16 protein-coding genes are annotated in these 18,495 nt (G+C 69.2%); 9 read left to right on the top strand and 7 right to left on the bottom strand.

The window, feature by feature from the left end; all coding sequences use genetic code 11:
• Positions 1 to 3 precede the first annotated feature (3 nt).
• A complete protein-coding gene (locus AB5J62_RS22065) occupies positions 4 to 1,323 on the bottom strand; it encodes an MFS transporter (protein ID WP_370941798.1) in 1,320 nt (439 codons plus the stop codon).
• Between the two features lie 216 nt (positions 1,324 to 1,539).
• Between AB5J62_RS22065 and AB5J62_RS22060 the strand changes: the two genes are divergently transcribed.
• The 3 genes from AB5J62_RS22060 (at position 1,540) to AB5J62_RS22050 (ending at position 4,212) form a co-directional block, all read left to right on the top strand.
• Positions 1,540 to 2,244 carry a beta-ketoacyl-ACP reductase gene (locus tag AB5J62_RS22060; RefSeq protein WP_091286716.1) on the top strand — a complete coding sequence of 235 codons (705 nt, stop codon included), beginning with the start codon at positions 1,540 to 1,542 and terminating at the stop codon, positions 2,242 to 2,244.
• A 34-nt stretch (positions 2,245 to 2,278) separates the two neighbouring features.
• Entirely contained in the window at positions 2,279 to 3,046 is a 768-nt protein-coding gene (gene fabI / locus AB5J62_RS22055; RefSeq protein WP_370941797.1) for an enoyl-ACP reductase FabI, read from the top strand.
• A 116-nt stretch (positions 3,047 to 3,162) separates the two neighbouring features.
• Entirely contained in the window at positions 3,163 to 4,212 is a 1,050-nt protein-coding gene (locus AB5J62_RS22050) for a ferrochelatase (RefSeq protein WP_370950314.1), read from the top strand.
• Here the strand turns inward: AB5J62_RS22050 and AB5J62_RS22045 are convergent.
• The 4 genes from AB5J62_RS22045 to AB5J62_RS22030 all read right to left on the bottom strand — a co-directional run bounded on the left by AB5J62_RS22045 (position 4,189) and on the right by AB5J62_RS22030 (position 7,013).
• Positions 4,189 to 4,713 (bottom strand): hypothetical protein, encoded by a 525-nt coding sequence (locus AB5J62_RS22045; RefSeq protein ID WP_370941796.1) that lies wholly within the window; start codon positions 4,711 to 4,713, stop codon positions 4,189 to 4,191. The two genes, AB5J62_RS22050 and AB5J62_RS22045, sit on opposite strands and share 24 nt — an antisense overlap.
• Positions 4,713 to 5,228: a hypothetical protein gene (locus AB5J62_RS22040; protein ID WP_370941795.1), complete on the bottom strand. Its 516-nt coding sequence runs from the start codon at positions 5,226 to 5,228 to the stop codon at positions 4,713 to 4,715. The genes AB5J62_RS22045 and AB5J62_RS22040 overlap by 1 nt, the downstream gene beginning before the upstream one ends.
• 182 nt (positions 5,229 to 5,410) lie before the next feature.
• Positions 5,411 to 5,629, bottom strand: a complete 219-nt coding sequence (locus AB5J62_RS22035; protein WP_370941794.1) for a hypothetical protein — start codon at positions 5,627 to 5,629, stop codon at positions 5,411 to 5,413.
• Between the two features lie 586 nt (positions 5,630 to 6,215).
• Positions 6,216 to 7,013: a hypothetical protein gene (locus AB5J62_RS22030; protein ID WP_370941793.1), complete on the bottom strand. Its 798-nt coding sequence runs from the start codon at positions 7,011 to 7,013 to the stop codon at positions 6,216 to 6,218.
• 99 nt (positions 7,014 to 7,112) lie between these two features.
• Between AB5J62_RS22030 and AB5J62_RS22025 the strand changes: the two genes are divergently transcribed.
• The gene (locus tag AB5J62_RS22025) at positions 7,113 to 8,510 is read left to right on the top strand and encodes a sigma 54-interacting transcriptional regulator (protein ID WP_370941792.1); all 1,398 of its coding nucleotides are present in this window, start codon (positions 7,113 to 7,115) and stop codon (positions 8,508 to 8,510) included.
• Positions 8,507 to 10,462, top strand: a complete 1,956-nt coding sequence (locus AB5J62_RS22020; RefSeq protein WP_370941791.1) for a VWA domain-containing protein — start codon at positions 8,507 to 8,509, stop codon at positions 10,460 to 10,462. The genes AB5J62_RS22025 and AB5J62_RS22020 overlap by 4 nt, the downstream gene beginning before the upstream one ends.
• 82 nt (positions 10,463 to 10,544) lie before the next feature.
• On the opposite strand, the gene AB5J62_RS22015 is transcribed toward AB5J62_RS22020, so the two are convergent.
• Positions 10,545 to 11,075 carry a hypothetical protein gene (locus AB5J62_RS22015; protein ID WP_370941790.1) on the bottom strand — a complete coding sequence of 177 codons (531 nt, stop codon included), beginning with the start codon at positions 11,073 to 11,075 and terminating at the stop codon, positions 10,545 to 10,547.
• Positions 11,076 to 11,215: 140 nt separating this feature from the next.
• Between AB5J62_RS22015 and AB5J62_RS22010 the strand changes: the two genes are divergently transcribed.
• From AB5J62_RS22010 to AB5J62_RS21995, 4 genes are all read left to right on the top strand, one after another.
• The gene (locus tag AB5J62_RS22010) at positions 11,216 to 12,403 is read left to right on the top strand and encodes an FAD-dependent monooxygenase (RefSeq protein WP_370941789.1); all 1,188 of its coding nucleotides are present in this window, start codon (positions 11,216 to 11,218) and stop codon (positions 12,401 to 12,403) included.
• Positions 12,404 to 12,558: 155 nt separating this feature from the next.
• Positions 12,559 to 12,924: a hypothetical protein gene (locus AB5J62_RS22005; RefSeq protein ID WP_370941788.1), complete on the top strand. Its 366-nt coding sequence runs from the start codon at positions 12,559 to 12,561 to the stop codon at positions 12,922 to 12,924.
• Positions 12,925 to 13,158: 234 nt separating this feature from the next.
• Positions 13,159 to 15,564, top strand: coding sequence for an NB-ARC domain-containing protein (locus AB5J62_RS22000; RefSeq protein WP_370941787.1), 2,406 nt, complete (start codon positions 13,159 to 13,161; stop codon positions 15,562 to 15,564).
• A gap of 98 nt (positions 15,565 to 15,662) precedes the next feature.
• Entirely contained in the window at positions 15,663 to 17,135 is a 1,473-nt protein-coding gene (locus AB5J62_RS21995; protein ID WP_370941786.1) for an MFS transporter, read from the top strand.
• On the opposite strand, the gene AB5J62_RS21990 is transcribed toward AB5J62_RS21995, so the two are convergent.
• A complete protein-coding gene (locus AB5J62_RS21990) occupies positions 17,116 to 18,432 on the bottom strand; it encodes a cytochrome P450 (RefSeq protein ID WP_370941785.1) in 1,317 nt (438 codons plus the stop codon). The genes AB5J62_RS21995 and AB5J62_RS21990 overlap by 20 nt on opposite strands.
• Positions 18,433 to 18,495 lie beyond the last annotated feature (63 nt).

The following is an 18,495-nucleotide window of genomic DNA, read 5'->3' as shown; positions in this document are numbered from 1 at the left end:
TCCTTACTTCTTTTCCAGCTCCGAGCTCTTCGAAGTCTCCCGCATTGTGCCGTACACGATCAGTGAGATCAGCGCACAACCCGCGACGTAGTAGAAGAACAGCGACTCGTGGCCGCCCTTCTTCAGCGCCTGCGCGATGAGCTCGGCCGTGCCGCCGAAGATGGCCACGGTCAGCGCGTACGGCAGGCCGACGCCGATCGCCCTGATCTTCGTCGGGAACAGCTCCGCCTTCACGATCGCGTTGATCGAGGTGTACCCGGTGACGATCACCAGACCGGCCAGCATCAGCAGGAACGCCACGAACGGCTGCTTGGTCGACCCCATCAGCGTCATGATCGGCACGGTCAGCAGCGTGCCCGCGATGCCGAAGAACATCAGCAGCGGGCGGCGGCCGATGCGGTCGGACAGCTTCCCGGCGATCGGCTGCAGGATGGCGGCGACCAGGATCGCGGAGAACAGGATCCAGGTGACCGTCTTGCGCGGGATGCCCGCGGTGTTCTCCATGAACTTCTGGCTGTAGGTCGCGAAGGTGTAGAACGCGATCGTCCCGCCGAGTGTCAGGCCGACGACGAGCGCGACCTCCTTGGGGTACTTGAACAGCGCGCGCAGCGTGCCGTGCTCACCGGTCTTGGTGTCGCCGGTCTTGACGCGTTCGGCTTCGAAGCTTTCCGACTCGTCCATGCCGCGCCGCAGGTACATGACGATCACCGCGGCCAGCGCGCCGACCACGAACGCGATCCGCCAGCCCCAGTCGGTCAGCTGCTTCTCGGTGAGGATCTGCTGCAGGATCAGCTGGAGGCCGAGCGCGAGCAGCTGCCCGCCGTAGAGCGTCACGTACTGGAAGCTGGAATAGAAACCGCGCTTGCCGGGAGTGGCCACTTCGGACAGATAGGTCGCCGAGGTGGAGTACTCGCCGCCGACGCTGAGCCCTTGGATCAGCCGGGCGACGAGCAGCAGGATCGGCGCCGCGATGCCGATGGTCTGGTAACCGGGCGTGACCGCGATCATCAGCGAGCCGAACGCCATCAGGCTCACGCTGAGCACCAGCGCGGTGCGCCTGCCGAACCGGTCGGCGAACCGGCCGAGCATCCAGCCGCCCAGCGGGCGCATCAGGAAACCGACGGCGAACACGGCGGCGGTGCCCAGGAAGGCGGCCGTGGTGTCCTTCGTGGGGAAGAACGACTTGGCGAAGTATGTGGTGAATGCGGCGTAGGCGTACCAGTCGTACCACTCGACCAGATTGCCGATCGAACCCCGCAGCACGTTGCCGATGACGCGCCGTTCACTGACGGGTGGCACCGCCTCGTTGATCCTGGTTGTCAACGCTGACCTCCTCGTGTTCTGGCTCACGGTGGCCAATCCACAAAGGCGCGGCAACGGCTTTGGAGGTTTCCTAACATTCGCTTAGGACGATGGCCGGAAGGTCGCGAAGAACACATCCATTACCCGCAGGTAGGGGTCCTCCTGAGTGCTGCGCGCGTGCCCGGAGCCGATAACCTTCAGGCCGTCAGCTTCGGCAAACGCGGTGGAGGAGTCTTCGTGGGACGGTCCGTTCTGGTTACCGGCGGCAATCGCGGCATCGGCTTGGCGATCGCGCGGGACCTCGCCGCGCAGGGGCACAAGGTGGCGGTCACGCACCGCAGTTCCGGCGCGCCCGACGGGCTCTTCGGCGTGCAGGCCGACGTCACCGACAGCGAGCAGATCGACCAGGCGTTCAAGCTCGTCGAGGACCACCAGGGCCCGGTCGAGGTGCTGGTGTCCAACGCGGGCATCACCGACGACACGCTCCTCATGCGGATGAGCGAGGACCAGTTCACCAGGGTCGTCGACGCCAACCTCACCGGCGCCTACCGCGTCGCCAAGCGCGCCTCGCGCAACATGCTGCGCGGCAAGTTCGGCCGGTTCATCTTCGTCTCGTCCGTCGTCGGCCTGATGGGCTCGGCCGGTCAGGTCAACTACGCGGCCAGCAAGGCGGGCCTCGTCGGCATCGCCCGCTCGCTCGCGCGTGAGCTGGGCACCCGCAACATCACCGCCAACGTGGTCGCGCCCGGTTTCGTCAAGACCGACATGACCGACGCGCTGCCCGACACCGTGCGCGAGCAGATCCTCAAGACCATCCCGGCGGGCCGCTACGCCGACCCGGCGGAGATCGCCGCCGCCATCCGCTTCCTGGCCTCCGACGAAGCCGCCTACATCAACGGCGCCGTGCTGCCCGTCGACGGCGGCCTCGGCATGGGCCACTGAAAACCTTCCCCCTACCTGAGATTTGGAGAACCACGTGGCTGGACTGCTCGAAGGCAAGCGACTGCTGATCACCGGCATCATCACGGACGCCTCGCTGGCGTTCCACGCGGCGAAGATCGCCCAGGAAGAGGGCGCCAAGGTCGTGCTGACCGGCTTCGGCAGGCTTTCCCTCGTCGAGCGCATCGCGAAGCGGCTCCCGGAAGAGGCGCCGGTGCTCGAGCTGGACGTGACCAACCAGGAGCACCTCGACTCGCTGGCCGACCGCGTCCGTGAGCACGTCGACGGCCTCGACGGCGTGCTGCACTCGATCGGCTTCGCCCCGCAGACCTGCCTCGGCGCCCCCTTCATGGACGCGCCCGCCGACGACGTGAAGGTCGCGGTCGACGTCTCCGCGTTCTCCTTCAAGTCGCTCGCCGCCGCGACACTGCCCCTGCTCTCCCGGGGCTCCTCGATCGTCGGCATGGACTTCGACGCGCGCGTCGCGTGGCCGGTCTACAACTGGATGGGTGTCGCGAAGGCCGCGCTCGAGTCGGTCAACCGCTACCTCGCGCGTGAACTCGGCCCGCAGGGCATCCGCGTCAACCTGATCAGCGCGGGCCCGATGAAGACGATGGCCGCCAAGTCCATCCCCGGCTTCTCCTCGCTCGAAGAGGGCTGGGGCGACCGCGCGCCGCTGGGCTGGGACAGCTCCGACCCCATCCCGACCGCCAAGTCGGTCTGCGCGATGCTCTCGGACTGGTTCCCGGCGACCACCGGCTCGATGATCATGGTCGACGGCGGTCTCCACGCCACCGGCCAGTAGCCGTCCGAAGCCCGAAAGTGGCTTTCGTCAGATCGCATCTGACGAAAGCCACTTTCGGGCTTTTGCGAGCCACCCCGGCGCTGCGTGGGCGCTGCCACACCGGCAAGATGGTCCGGGTGGGTTATGACGCACTGCTGTGGCTCTCCTTCGGCGGGCCCGAGGGTCCCGACGAGGTCATGCCGTTCCTGGAGAACGTGACACGCGGACGGGGCGTGCCGCGCGAGCGGCTGCTCGAAGTCTCGGAGCACTACCAGCATTTCGGCGGGGTCTCGCCGATCAACCGCCTCAACCGCGACGCCATCGCCGCCGTCGAGGCGAAGCTCAAGGACGCCGGGCTCGACCTGCCCGTCTACTTCGGCAACCGCAACTGGAAGCCGATGGCCGAGGACACCCTCGCCGAGATGGCCGCTGCGGGCGTGCGCCGCGCGCTGGTGTTCCCGACGAGCGCGTACGGCGGGTACTCCGCGTGCCGCCAGTACGACGAGGACATCTCCCGCATCCGCGCGGCGTTCGGTGACGACGCGCCCGATCTGGTGAAACTGCGCCAGTTCTTCGACCACCCGCTCTTCGTCGGCGCGTTCGCCGACGCGGTCACCGAAGCGCTCGCGAAGGTGCCGGGCGCCCGCGTGGTGTTCACCGCCCACTCGGTCCCGACCAGCGCCGACACCAACGCCGGCCCGCCGTCCGAGGGCGGCAACCGCTACTCGAAGCAGATCCACGAGGCCGCCCGCCTGGTCGCGCTCGAAGCGGGCGTCGCCGACTACGACGTCGTCTGGCAGTCGCGTTCCGGCCCGCCGCAGGTCCCGTGGCTGGAGCCGGACATCGTCGACCACATCGACGCGCTGCACGCCGACGGCGTCACCGGCGTCGTCGTCTGCCCGGTCGGGTTCGTGTCGGATCACCTCGAGGTCATCTGGGACCTCGACAACGAGGCCGCCGAGCGCGCCGAGGAACACGGCATGGCCTTCGCCCGCGCGGGCACCCCCGGCACCGACCCCCGGTTCGCGGAACTGGTCGTCGAACTCGTCCGCGAGCACGTCGAAGAAGCACCGGCCCGCAAGCTTTCGCCGTTCCCCGCCGCCGGGTGCACCCTCAACGGCGAGCCTTGCGCGATCGCGTGCTGCGAACCCGTCAAGCGCCCGTCAACGCCGAATCCGCGCGTGTAGCGCGAAAATCATCGCGGCCGCGAACACCGGCCCGAGAATGACCAGGCCCAGCCGCACGATCTGCCCCCACCCGCTGTACTGCAACGGCGGATCGGAGCGGACCAGCGGCATAGCGCAGAACTGGAAGGCGTAGAGCAGCGCGCCTCCGAAGTCGGGCGGCTTCTGGTTGGCGGTGGTGGTCGCTCGCAACAAAAGCGCGCCGAAGAACACCGTCAGCCCGAAGCACGTCGCCGCCCGCCACGCGCGCAGACCGTGTCCCGCGACGAGCCAGTGCAGCCACAGCACCGCGCGATGGGTGAACCGCGCGAGCTTGGCGTGCCCGCGCGGAGCCCAGCGACGCAGCAGCATTTCGCCGTAGTAGAAATCGTCGGCGCCGGGCTTGTTTCCGCGGTCCTCAAAGCTTTTGCGGAGCGTCCGATAGGCGATCTCGACGTCTTCGGCCATCACCGGCGGAAGCGCCCGCCGGAATTCGTAGAGCCGGGTTTTGTCTTCGGCGAGCATCAGCTCGTTGAACAGCCAGCACCCCGCGCGGGCCTGCCGAGCCCCGGACTCTTGCGGCAGCGCCAAAAGTACTCGTCGGCGATCATCAGCCGCCCGGTGTACGGCGCTCGCGGAAACTCGATCCGGCCGTCCAAGGTGAGCTTGTCCAGACCACGGGCGCCGGCGAACCGGCAGGCACGCAGGTCGACGTCGCGCAGGATGACCTTGTCCAGCGGCGTTCCCCGCAACGCCATCACGCGGGGGAGCGCGTCGATCATGTCGTTGCCGCAGTCCGCGTCCGTGACATCGCGGACGATCTGCTGTTCTTCGAGCCCGTCCTTGGCCCAGCCCATGAGGTAGAGGTCATCGCCGAGATTGGCGTCGCAGAGCGAGATTTCCGCGTGCCGCAAGCGGAACTCGACTTCCTTGGTGGTGGTGATCCGGTCGAGCCAGGCCAGCTTCGCACTGGCTTTGACCGAAGTCGGCGCGCTGATCGTCGCCCGCGACAGGCTCAGGAAGACACCGGCGACGATCATCGGCCCGAAGGTGGTGTCCCCTTGGAACACCACACCCGGGAAGTCGGCGCAGCCCCCGAAGTAGGTCTCGTCGAAATGCGCGTGCCCTTCGAACCGCGCGTCGCCGAAGTGGATGATCTCGCCGGGACCGGAGTGGACGCCGAACCTTCCATGCCTTCAGGTCGGGAGCCGCCACCGCGCCGTTACGACTTGCCCTGCTGTTTCCGGTAACGACTGAGATTCACGAAGAACAACACCACGCCCAGCACCACGAAGAGCACGCCGGCGAGCACCTGCGGAGTGTCGCCACGCCCGACCGACCCTGCCCAGATCATCAAGAGCCCGGCCACCGGCATGACGATCGGCGGGAGGATGACCTGCCAGAGTCGCATCGGTGGTGGGGTGCGGCGTGCCTTTTCCATGGCCGACAAGGCTAGAGCGCACAACGATCTTCTGTCTCACCCTTGGCCGGTTACTGCCAGGGTGCGTGAGTGGTACGGCCGGTTATTGATGAGAAGGCCAAGTGTGGCGTGTCGGACTTCGGTGCGAGGTGTGCAGTGAGGGGACCCCTGGGTGCGACATACGCACCCAGGGGTCCCCTCACTTCAGCCCTGACACCCGCAACACCGTTCCCGCCCATGTGTGTCGAGCGAGTGGAAGAATTTCTGCATCTAGCGGAGCAAACCTTCCACTCGCGCCGACCCCGGCCAGCCGGCTGCGTGAACGCCTCGTTCACAACCTTCAGGCGACCCGAGACCCGGGCCCGGTCCCGCCGACTCGACGGTAGGCCGACGAGTACCGGTCAGTTATTGAGGGGAAGGGCGAATGTGGCTTCGGCCAGGCTGACGAGGTCACATCGCGAGGCACGGCATGTCGTGGCTGAGCGAGGGGTTCCCCTGTTGCGTTGGGTGCAGCGGGGGTAACCCTCGTTCGCGATCTGGCCAGGCGAGGGCAGGGGTCGTGAGTGTTTAGGCCGGTTAGAACCGGCCGTACCACTCACGACCCTGGTCAGGAGGAGCGGTCGGGCTGCTCCGAGAAGACCCGCACGGCTTCGTTCACCGAGGCCGTCCGCGCGGTGCGGACCGCGTCGAACAGCGGACGCAATGCCTGTGCCCGCTGAGCCGCGGCCGACGCCGACAGCGCGCCGCCGGGGTCGTCGATCGACGCGATCGCCAGTATCGCGTCGATCTCCTGCGCCCGCTGCAACACCCGCAGCGACCGGCCAGGCGTGCCGGCGGGCCATTCGCACTGCGGAACCGAGCGCAGCCGGGCCGACAGTTCCGCGCGCACCCCCGGGCGGTTGCTTTCCACGTTGAGCGATTGCAAGGCGCCGGCGCTCGCCCTGATCGTGTCCGTCAGGCCGTGCTCGGCCTCGCCCATGCCGATGTACTCCAGCGCGGCGGGCGCGGTGAGGGAGAAGACCGTCCAGCGCATGAGGCCTTCGGCGACCGGCTCGGGGACGATGCCGAACGCGAGTTCGGTGATGACGACGGCCTCGCCCGCGCGCAGCGCCGCCTCGGCGAACGAGCCGCCGGGGCCGAGGCCGCGGACGTCGCCGGGCGCGGGGAGGACGAGCCGGAGGCTCTTCGCGCCGTGGGAACGCAGTGCCATCAGGAGCTGGACCGGGGTCGCGGCGCGGTTGAAGGCGAGTGGCAGATCGAAGGCTTCGGCCGCCGCCGGGTCGGCGGCGACGACGTCGTGCGCCTCGCCCCACGCCAGCAGCGCGTCCAGCACATCGTCGGACGCGGCGGCTCCGTTGAGCCACGCTGAAGACCACACGGCGAAGGTCGCACTCGTACAGCACACGACGTCCTATTTTACCCGGTCCCGGCAACGAAACGGCCGCCGCCCCGCTGGAGGAGCTCCACATCGACGACCGGCGGAAACGGCAGTAGCGTCGGGTTCGTGAACCGCGCACCCGAGTCACTCCCGCGCACCGCGGGTGAGCTCCGTTCCGCCGGGCACCTGCCCAAGAGCGTGAAGACCGAGCTCCACGACAACCTGCTCACCGCACTCAAGTCCGGCGAGGATCCATGGCCGGGCATCGTCGGCTTCGGCCGGACCGTGCTGCCCCAGCTCGAACGCGCGCTGCTCGCCGGGCACGACGTGGTGCTGCTCGGCGAACGCGGCCAGGGCAAGACGCGCCTGCTGCGCACCCTCGCCGGTCTGCTCGACGAGTGGACGCCCGTCATCGAGGGCTCTGAACTGCATGAACACCCGCTGGCGCCGATCACACCGGCCTCGATCCGGCGCGCGGCGGAGCTCGGCGACGACCTGCCGGTCACCTGGATCCACCGCGACGCCCGGTACACCGAGAAGCTGGCGACGCCGGACACCTCCGTCGGTGACCTCATCGGCGACGTCGACCCGGTCAAGGTGGCCGAGGGACGCAGTCTCGGCGACCCGGAGACGATCCACTTCGGACTGGTGCCGCGCGCGCACCGCGGCATCGTCGCGATCAACGAGCTGCCGGACCTGGCCGAGCGTATCCAGGTCGCGCTGCTGAACGTGATGGAGGAGCGTGACATCCAGGTCCGCGGGTACACCCTGCGGCTGCCGCTGGACGTGCTGCTCGTGTCGACCGCGAACCCCGAGGACTACACCAACCGCGGGCGGATCATCACGCCGCTGAAGGACCGCTTCGGCGCCGAGATCCGCACGCACTACCCGCTCGACGTCGAGGCCGAGGTCGCCGTGGTCCGCCAGGAGGCGCGTCTGGTCGCCGAGGTCGGCGAGCCGCTGATCGAGGTGCTCGCCCGGTTCGTCCGGAATCTCCGGGAGTCGACCGTGATCGACCAGCGGTCCGGCGTCTCCGCCCGGTTCGCCGTCGCGGCGGCCGAGACGGTGGCGGCGGCCGCGCTGCGCCGGTCCGCGCTGACCGGCGAGGAGCCCGCGGTCGCGCGGCCGGTCGACCTCGACTCGGTGCCGTCGGTGCTGCGCGGCAAGATCGAGTTCGAGCCCGGTGAGGAAGGCCGCGAGACCGAGCATCTGGTGCACCTGCTGCGCCGCGCGATCGCCGAGACGTCCCGTCGCCTGTTCGCCGGGCTCGACCTGCGGCCGCTGGCGGACGCCGTCGCCGACGGGCACCTGGTCGCCACCGGCGAGCGCGTGCCCGGCAAGGACGTGCTCGCCGCGCTGCCCGAGCTGCCGGTGCTGCACGAGGTCGCCCAGCGTGCCGGCGTCAGCGCGACGGACTCGCCTGGCCGCATCGCGTCCGCGGTCGAACTCGCGCTGGAATCGCTTTATCTGGCAAGGAAACTCGCCAAGGACTCGGACGACGCGACCACGGTGTACGGGCCGTGACCGCGGTACCGGACGGCTACTCCTACGGCCCGTGGCACGACGGTCCCGACCCGCTGGCGCCGCCGGTCGACCTGCGTGACGCGCTCGACGAGATCGGCCGCGACGTCATGGCGGGCTCGTCGCCGCGGTCCGCGCTGGAGGAGATCCTCCGCCGTGGCACCAGGGAGACGGCCGGTCTCGACGACCTGACGCGCCGGGTCTGGCAGCGGCGCTCGGAGATCCAGCGCAGGCATTCGCTCGACGGCACGCTGCGCGAGGTGCAGCAGCTGCTGTCCGACGCGCTGACCGCCGAGCGGCGTGAGCTGTTCCCCGACCCGTCCGACGACGCCCGGTTCCGCGAGGCGCAGCTCGACGCGCTGCCCGCGGGCACGGCGGCGGCCGTCCGGGAACTCGGCCAGTACGAGTGGCAGTCGCAAGAAGGCCGCGAGAAGTTCGAGCGCATCCGCGAACTGCTCGGCCAGGAACTGCTCGACTCGCGGTTCCAGGGCATGAAGCAGGCGATGCAGAACGCGACGCCCGAGGACGTCGAGCGGATCAACGAGATGCTCACCGACCTCAACGCGCTGCTCGCCGCGCACGCGCAGGGCGTCACGGACATCCAGGACCGCTTCGCCGAGTTCATGCGCCGCCACGGCGAGTTCTTCCCGGAGAACCCGAAAAATGTCGAGGAGCTGATCGACGTGCTCGCGGCCCGTGCGGCGGCCGCGCAGCGCATGCTCAACTCGATGACCGACGAGCAGCGCAGGGAACTCGCCGCGCTGTCTCAGCAGGCGTTCGGCGATCCCCGGCTCGCGCAGCAACTGTCCGCTTTGGACGCTCAGTTGCAGTCGTTGCGCCCAGGCGAGGACTGGACGTCGTCGGCGCGCTTCCGCGGCAACGACCCGCTCGGGCTCGGCGAAGGCGCGCAGGCGATGAGCGACCTGGCCGAACTCGACGCGCTCGCCGAGCAGCTCGCGCAGTCCTATCCGGGCGCGCGGCTGGAGGACATCGACCTCGAGTCGCTGGAACGCCAGCTCGGCGGCGAAGCGTCGGTCGACGCGCGCAGGCTGTCCGAACTGGAACGCGAACTGCGCCGCCAAGGCCTGTTCGAGCGCGCGCCGGACGGCTCACTGAGGTTGTCGCCCAAGGCGTTGCGCAGGCTGGGGGAGACGGCGCTCGCCGAGGTGGTCAACTCACTGCGCGGCCGCACCGGTGATCGCGACAGCGAATCCGCGGGCGCCGCCGGCGAGCCGACCGGGGCGTCGCGGCCGTGGCGGTTCGGCGACATGCAACCGTGGGACGTCTCGCGCACGGTCCGCAACGCGGTGCTGCGCACGGCGTCGACCGGCGGGCGCCGGGTGCGCCTGGACTTCGACGACGTCGAGGTGATCGAGACCGAGCACCGGGCGCGCGCGGCGGTCGCGCTGTGCGTCGACACATCGTGGTCGATGGTCCAGGAGAACCGCTGGCTGCCGATGAAACGCACGGCGCTCGCGGTGCATCAGCTGATCAGCACCCGCTTCCGCAACGACGCGCTGCAGCTCATCACGTTCGGCCGCTACGCCATGTCGGTCGAGCTGCCCGAGCTGGTCGGCCTCGAAGGCGCGTGGGAACAGGGCACCAACGCGCACCACGCGCTGCTGCTCGCCGGGCAGCACCTACGGCGGCATCCCGACGCCCAGCCGGTGGTCCTGATGGTCACCGACGGCGAGCCGACCGCGCACCTGGAGCCCGACGGCGAGGCCGAGTTCTCCTACCCGCCGCTCCCGCGCACCCTCGCCAAGACGCTCTCGGAGGTCGACCGCCTGGCCAAGCTCGGCGCCTCGGTCACCGTGTTCCGCCTGGGCGACGACCCCCGCCTGACCGCCTTCGTCGACCTCATCGCCCGCCGCTCCGGCGGCCGCGTCGTCGCACCCGACCTCGACGGCCTCGGCGCCGCCGTGGTCGGCGACTACCTGCGCACCCGGCGCTAGTACCGGGATAAAGCGGGCTTTACTCCCGGGAGTAAAGCCCGCTAAATCCCCGGGAGTAAAGCGGGCTTTATCCCCACGAGCGCTAGGCGGGGCACTTGGCGACCGAGCTGTCGAACCAAGTCCAGACGCCGGGGCTGTCCTGCCTCAGGGTGTGCCAGTAGCGGTAGTTCCACGGGAGCCAGTAGGTGTTGCCGCCGATCCTGAACTGGGCGTGGCTGAGCTTGGTGCCGATCAGCCGGTGGTCGACGATCTTGTCGTCGACCACCTCGGCGTAGTTGCCCGGCGCGGTGCACGGCGGCTGCCCGGTCAGCAGCACCGGGGTGATGACTGTGCTGGTCGGCGGGAAGAAGATGCTCCCGCAGTTGACCCGGAACGCCGTCTCGAACCGGTACTCGGACGTTCCGGACTCGAAGGAGATCCACTCCTCCATCCAGTAGTGGGTCGCCGCGCCCGGCCCGCTCTTGCCGACGAAGCCGTAGCCTTTCGGCGGCGGGCCGGTGGTGCTGAAACTCCGTTCTTCGCAGCGGTAGTCGCCTGAAACGGCTTGGGCGGGCGCGACGATCAGCGCGCCCAGCGCGACGATGGCCAGTAGGACGGTCAGGAAACGTCTCATGGTTCATCCCCTCCGGAGACCCTGCATGACGCCGTGAGCGTGGCACCGAGCGGTTGTGATCCGGCTGTCGCGCTCACCCCGCCGAGTGAACCTGACATTCGTACTAGACAAGTGTTTATGACAGATGTATAGTTGATCTCATGAGGAACAAGACCATCCTGATCTCGGGTTCGAGCGTGGCCGGGCCCACCTTGGCTTACTGGCTGGCACGGCACGGCTTCCGGCCCACCGTGGTCGAGCGCGCCGCCTCGCTGCGCGAGGGTGGTTACGCCGTGGACGTGCGCGGTGCCGCCGTCGAGGTGATCGAGCGGATGGGCCTGCTGACCCAGGTCCGCTCGCTGGCCACCGAGACCGAGCGCACCGCCTACGTCGACGCCGACAACCGGCAGGTCGCGGGGCTCACCGCGGACGCTCGCAACGGCCGCGAGGGCGACGACCTGGAGATCATGCGCGGCGACCTCGCCAAGCTGCTGTTCGACGCGACCCAGCCCGAGGTCGAGTACCTCTGGGGCGAGTCCGTCACCGGCCTGGTCCAGGATGCCGACGGCGTGCGCGTCACCTTCGAGAAGGCGGCGCCGCGCACCTTCGACCTGGTGCTCGGCGCGGACGGCCTGCACTCCAACATTCGCGGGCTGGCGTTCGGCGCGGAGTCCGAGTTCGTCAAGGACCTCGGCTACTACGTCTCGATCTTCAGCACCGAGAACCACCTGAACCTCGACCGCCAGGAGCTCTGCTACAACACGCCGGGCAAGCTCGCCGCGATGTACAGCGCCAACGGCAACAGCGAGGCCAAGGCCCAGTTCTACTTCACCTCGGACAAGCTCGACTACGACCGCCGCGACACCAAGGCCCAGAAGCGGATCCTCGCCGAGGCCTACGCCGGTGAAGGCTGGGTCGTGCCGCAGCTGATCGAGGCCATGTGGGACGCGAAGGACTTCTACTTCGACTCCGTCAGCCAGGTCCAGCTCGACAGCTGGTCACGCGGCCGGGTGGCGCTCGTCGGCGACGCCGCGCACTGCGCGTCCCCGCTGTCCGGCATGGGCACCGACCTCGCGCTGGTCGGCGCGTACTTCCTGGCCGGCGAGCTGAAGGCGGTCGGCGGCGACTACCCGATCGCGTTCGCCCGCTACGAGCAGCACATGCGCGACTATGTCGCCAAGGGCCAGAAGTCGGCGGGGGACAACGGCAAGTGGTTCGTGCCGGAGACCAAGGGCATGATCGGCTTCCGTAACCAGAACATCCGCATGCTGCAGTACATGCCCTGGAAGAACATGATCACCGGCGGCGCCTCCCGCGCGGCCAAGTCGGTCGACATCAAGGCCTACTGAAAAACTGGCTTTTCCGGTGAACATGCCGGTCTCTTGCAGTCCGTTCTGCATGGTGACGCAGAGTCGTGATCGGTCTACTTGTCTGGACAGGGACGCACGGAGCGGGTCGACCGCGACCGGAAAGTCAAGTGGACCGATTTCACGAAGGACTCAGCATGCGCAATCGAATTCTGCCCGCGATCGTGGCCGTGGGAGTGTCGGCCGGGATGGTGCTCACCGGTCTGGCCGGCACCGCCGGCGCGCAGACCGCCGGTGTCTCGGGAGCCGACTGCCGGTCCGCCGCGGTGGGCTCCACGTTCACGGATGTCTGCTTCACCTACGTCAAGGAAGGCGACACCTACAATTCCCAGGCGACGGTGCGCTATGCGACGGCGGACGCCAGTGCCTATCTGTCCGCGGACGGCTTGATCAGCCATCAGAAGGGTCCTTACTGGCTGGCGGCCTACCCCGGAACCAAGAAGCCGACGGTCTTCAAGTTCAAGGTGTGCAACAAGCAGAACAAGTGCTCCGCCTGGACATGATGAGCGGCCACGCCATGGTTCTCGCCGTGGTGTGAGCGGACCGGCCTCGGCCGGGCGAGGTTCGGTGGGCGGGTGGTGTCGCTGGTGCGCCGGTGGCGCCGCCCGCCCGAATCCGTCCACAAGAGACGGATTCGGGCGGGAATTGCAGCATTTCATGCACACTAATTGCCCCGATAGTGTGAATGTGGATGGCCGCCGGGCGTTGAATTCCGGCGGTGCTGGCTAAAGTGTCGTGTGACCCTCGACTCCCTTTTGCGCGACCATCGCTGTCGGGTCGACCTCACTCAGGAAGCGCTTTCAGAACGGTCCGGCGTCAGCGTCCGCGCCATCAACTATTTGGAACGCGGCGTCACCAAGAGCCCCCAGCGGCGGACGATCGACCTGCTCGCCGACGCGTTGGGCTTGACAGGGGAACAGTCGCTGGAATTGCGGAAAGCGGCGAAACGGGCTCGTCCTCAGCCCGCCACCGTCCGGCACGTGCCCGCCGGTGTCTACGAGCCGCTGACGCTCGCGATGCTGCCACCCGACCTCGACGACCTCACCGGGCGCGTGCGTGATCTCGGCGCGTTGTGCGATCTGGCCGACGAGCTGAAACGCACCGGCCGCCGATCGGGACGGTGCGCGGTGCTGAGCGGGCCGCCGGGCACGGGCAAGACGAGCCTGGTGGTGCGGGCGGCGCACGATCTCGCCGCGGCGTTCCCCGACGGCACGTTCTTCTTGAAGCTGCGCGGGGTGTCGGCTCAGCCGAGCGATCCGGCCGAGGTGCTGCACCTGCTGCTGAGGGCGCTGGGCGTCAACGCCGTGCACATCCCGGCCGAGCTGGAGGACCGCGTGAGCCTGTGCCGGTCCCTGTTGCGAGACCGGGCCGCGCTGCTCGTGTTCGACGACGCGGCCGACGAAGCCCAGGTACGTCCCCTGCTGGTCGGCGGGCTGCGCTGCCTCACCCTGGTCACGAGCCGTCAGCTGCTGGTCGGTATCGAGGCCGCCCACCGGCTCGATCTCGGCGTGCTCGGCCACGGCGACGCCGTCGAGCTGCTGTCGGCGATCACCGGGCAGGCACGCGTCGCGCGAGAGCCGTCGGCGGCGAGCGAACTGGTGGAGTTGTGCGGGCGGCTGCCGCTGGCGATCCGGATCGCGGGCAACCGGCTCGCGAGCAGGCCGGGCTGGCCGCTGACCCACCTCGTCGGCATGCTCCGCGATCGGGGCAGGCGCCTGACGGCGCTCACCGCGGGCGATCTCGATGTCCGTGGCGTGTTCGACCTGTCGTATCGCCAGCTCACCCCGGCCGCCGCGACGGCGTTCCGCAGGCTTTCGCTCGTGCCGGCCGCCGACTTCTCGGCGGGCGCGGCGATGGCGCTCCTCGACGCGCAGGCCGAGCATGAGGCGGCCGCGCTGGTCGACGAACTGGCGGACGCGAGCCTGCTGCAGACGGCGCCGCGGCAAGGCCGGTACCAGTTCCATGATCTGCTCCGGGTGTTCGCGGCGGAACGGCTCGCGCAGGAAGAGACGTCCGAGGACATCGCGGCGGCGGACGACCGCCTCGCCTGCTGGCTGATGCGCACGGCGATGGCGGCGGTCCGCTACTTCCGCCCGACCGACGGCGTGAGCGCCCCACCCGTCGCGGGACCGTGGTTCGACGATCACCTCGGCGCCGGCCGCTGGCTCGAGACCGAGGCGCAGAACTGGCTGGCCGCGGCGAAAAGCTGTGCCGTGCGCGGAGACCATCAGCGCGTACTCGACCTGGCCAAGCCCATGCACTGGTACTCGGAGCTGGGCGGGACCGCGAGCACCTGGGAGCTGCTCGAACTCGCGGTGCGGTCGGCGGTCGCGGTCGGCAGCAAGCTCGAAGAGGGCGTCCACCGCAATTACCTGGGCTGGGTGCACAACTCGCGCCTCGGCGGTGGCCCGTCGCCCGAGTACGTCGACCTGGCGCGGCAGGCTTGTGCAGCCGCGATGGCGAGTGGCGACCTGATCGCCCAAGCCTGGGCGCACACCCTGCTCGCGAACGCGCACCGCGCCAACGGCGACTCGCCGGCTTTCCGCGACGCGATGGAGACGGCGATCCGGTTGTTCGAGCAGGCCGGCCACCGGCTCGGGGTCCACCTTGCCCGGTTCATGCGCGCCGACCACGCGCAGGAGAGCGGCATGCTGGAAGAAGCGGCCGCCGAGTTCGAGATCTGCGTCCGCTACTTCCGGCAGCCCTACGGCGGACCTCGCAACCCCTCGGACGACATCAACTACGCCAACATCCTGCTCAACGCCTCGCACAATCTCGCCGCGCTCAAGCTGCTCGACCAGGCACTCGACCACTGCGAAGAAGCCCTCGAACTCTTCGAACGCCATGGCGCGACCATGGGCCGGGCCCGTGCGCTCCAGTCGAGCGGCCGGTATCTGCGCCGGCGGTGCGAGCACCGGAACGCCCGCGCCAAGCTCACGGAGGCACTCGCGCTGTTCGAGCGGGCAGGGCTGCCGCGGTGCCAGGTCGAAACACTGTGTGACCTGGCGTCCTTGTCCGACGAACTGGGCGAGCCGTCGATCGCGCGAGCCGAGCGGGAACGCGCGCTGTCGCTTTGTGACAACCTCGGCGCGCCCGAAGCCGCGGAGCTGCGAGCCAAGCTGGCCCAGCGGCTCGCGGAGTGAGCCGGAAACTTTCTCCGAAGAAAGTTCGCGGGGGATGTCGAAATGCGCGAGAGGTGTCCGTCGGAAGAGGTGAGAGCCGAGAACACCGGGAGACGGACATGACACTCACCTCGCCGACGGCGGCGATTCGCAGCCCGCGGCTGGCGCTGGCGTTGCTGGCGCTGCCCTCGCTGCTGATCGCGATCGACATCAGCGTCCTCAACGTCGCGCTGCCCCGGATGGCGGCCGACCTGCGCCCGTCGCCCGCGGAGCTGCTGTGGATGAACGACATCTACGGCTTCATGGTCGGCGGCACCATGATCACCATGGGCACGGTCGGCGACCGGATCGGCCGCCGCAGGCTGATCGTGGCCTGCGCCGCGGTGTTCGCGCTGGCCTCGGCGGTCGCCGCGTTCGCGACCGAGCCGTGGATGATCATCGTGACCCGCGCGGTCATGGGCATCGCGGGCGCGGCGATCATGCCGGCCTCGATGGCGCTGATCGGCCAGATCTATCCCGACCCGAAGAAATCGGTGTCGGCGATGGGCGCGTACATGACCTGCTTCCTCACCGGGATGGCCATCGCGCCGCTGATCGGCGGGGTGCTGGTCGAGCACTGGTGGTGGGGCGCGGTCTTCCTGATGGGCGTGCCGGTGATGGTGCTGACCGTGCTCGCCGCGCCGAAGGTGCTGCCCGAGTTCCGCGCGACCGAGCCCGGCAAACCCGACGTCCGCAGCGCCGTGCTGTGCCTCGCGTCGATCCTGCTGGTCGTCTACGCGCTGAAGTCGATCGTCAACAACGGCTGGACGGTCGCCGCGATCGGCGCCGCGGTGGCGGGAATCGCGCTCGGCGTGGTGTTCGTGCGGCGGCGAAACCACCTCGAACACCCGCTGGTGGACCTGGGACTGCTGCGCCGCCCCGGCGTCGCCCGCGCGATGTGGGTGCTGCTGCTGACCGCGCTGGTGATGGGCGGTACGTCCCTGTTCGTGTCGTTCTACCTGCAGTCGGTGCACGGCCAGACGCCGCTCGCCTCGGCGCTGTGGCTGCTGCCGCAGATGGGCGCCATGATGGTCGCCGCGAACCTCGGGCCGTGGCTCGGCCGCACGATCGAGCCCGCCAAGATCGTCGCGGTGTGCATGGGCCTGATGCTGATCGGGTTCGTCCTGTTCGCGATCACCCCGGACGGGCTCGCCGGCCTGCTGACGCTCGTCGCGGCCTCGGTGCTGACGACCGGCGGCATCGGCGCGGCGTTCCCGTTCCTGATGAACGACGTCATGTCGCACGCGCCCGCCGACCGCGCGGGCTCGGCCGCCTCGTTCGCGCAGACCGCGAACGAGCTCGGCATCGCCATGGGCCTGGTCGTGCTCGGCAGCGTCGGCACGGTCGTCTACCGCGCCCACCTCGGTGTCGCGGACGGATCCTGGGTGGACGGCCTCGAGCAGGCCACCGCCCGCCACGACGAAACCCTGCTCGCCGGTGTCCGTGCCGCGTTCACGTCCGGCTACCACGCGGCCGCGTGGACAGCGGCGGCGATCATGGCCGTCGTGGCCTTCCTGACCGTGCGCGCGCTGGTCAGGCCCGCCGCGGACTGACCGAGACGCGGGCGCCGCGCCCCGGCACCATCGTGATGTGCCGGGGCCGCTGTGGCTCGGCCTTCGCCTTGTCCGGCGTGAGCTGGAACCGGGTCAGCACCTCGCGGAGCACGATCGTGGCTTCCAGCAAGGAGAATCCCGCGCCGAGGCACCGGCGGACACCGCCGCCGAACGGCATCCAGCTCCCCGGAGGCGGGCTGTTCCCGTCGAGGAACCGCGACGGCCGGAACGTCAGCGGATCCGGGTGATGCGCGGAATCCAGCTGGACCATGTTGATCGACGGCATGACCGTGTACCCGGCCGGGATCCGGTAGCCGCCGATCTCGATGTCTTCGGTCAGCCTGCGCGCGACCTCGCCGATCACCGGATGCAGGCGCATGGCCTCCTTGGCGATCGCCTCCAGGTGCTTCTCGTCGTCCGCGTCGGCCGCCGCCAGCGCGGCCGCGTGCTCGATGGGGTTACGCGCCAGGTCGTGGAACGACCAGGCGAGCGCGGTCGCGGTCGTTTCGTGGCCTGCCAGCAAGAGCGTGATGAGCTGATCGCGCAGCTCGGCGTCGGAGAGCCGGTCGTCGTCGACGGGCACGGTCAGCAGTCGCGAAAGGACGTCCGCGCGGGAGTCCAGATCGGACGCCCGGCGTCGCTCGGCGATCTCGGCGTAGAGCAGTTCGTCGACCCGCTGCTGGACCTCGAAGTTGCGCTTCCACGGCCCGAAGCGCTGCAGTTTCGGGTTGTGCCAGCCGAAGATGTCGAGCGGGCCGATCTCCAGCAGGCGGTTCAGCAGCGGGCGCAGCTCGTCGAGCCGCGGACCGGTCGTCACGCCGAACACCACGCGCAGGATGATCTCCAGGGTGAGCACGCGCATCCGGTCGTGGGAGCGGAACGGCCGGTGCACCGGCCAGCGCTCTACCTCGGCGACGGTCAGCTCGGTGATCATGTCGCGGTAGCCGCGCAGCGCGGCGCCGTGGAACGCGGGCATCAGCAGCTTGCGGGCACGCAGGTGGACGTCCTCGTCGGTCAGCAGGACCGAATGCTCGCCCATCAGCGGCTTGAGGATCATGTTGCCCTCGCCCGCGTGGAACGTGGTGACCGAGCCGCCGAACACCGTCTTGACGTGGTCGAGGTTCGCCAGCTGCACGACCTTGCGCTCCGGATAGAGGCTGAGGCTGATGACGTCGCCGTAGCGGCGGCGCAGCACCGGCAGCACCAGATGCCGGAAACTGCCGAAAGCGACCGTCTGCACCGCGATCGGCACACGGGGTCCGGGCGGCAGGGGAGCGAGTTCCGTGCGCAGCACCATGTCTCCTTTCTTACTCGCGGTAAGTTCCGCTGTCCACCACTTACGCTTGACCCTCACGCGACG

The sequence above is a fragment of the Amycolatopsis sp. cg5 genome (assembly GCF_041346955.1).
Lineage (GTDB): Bacteria > Actinomycetota > Actinomycetes > Mycobacteriales > Pseudonocardiaceae > Amycolatopsis.
This window is presented reverse-complemented; position numbering and strand designations above follow the sequence as displayed.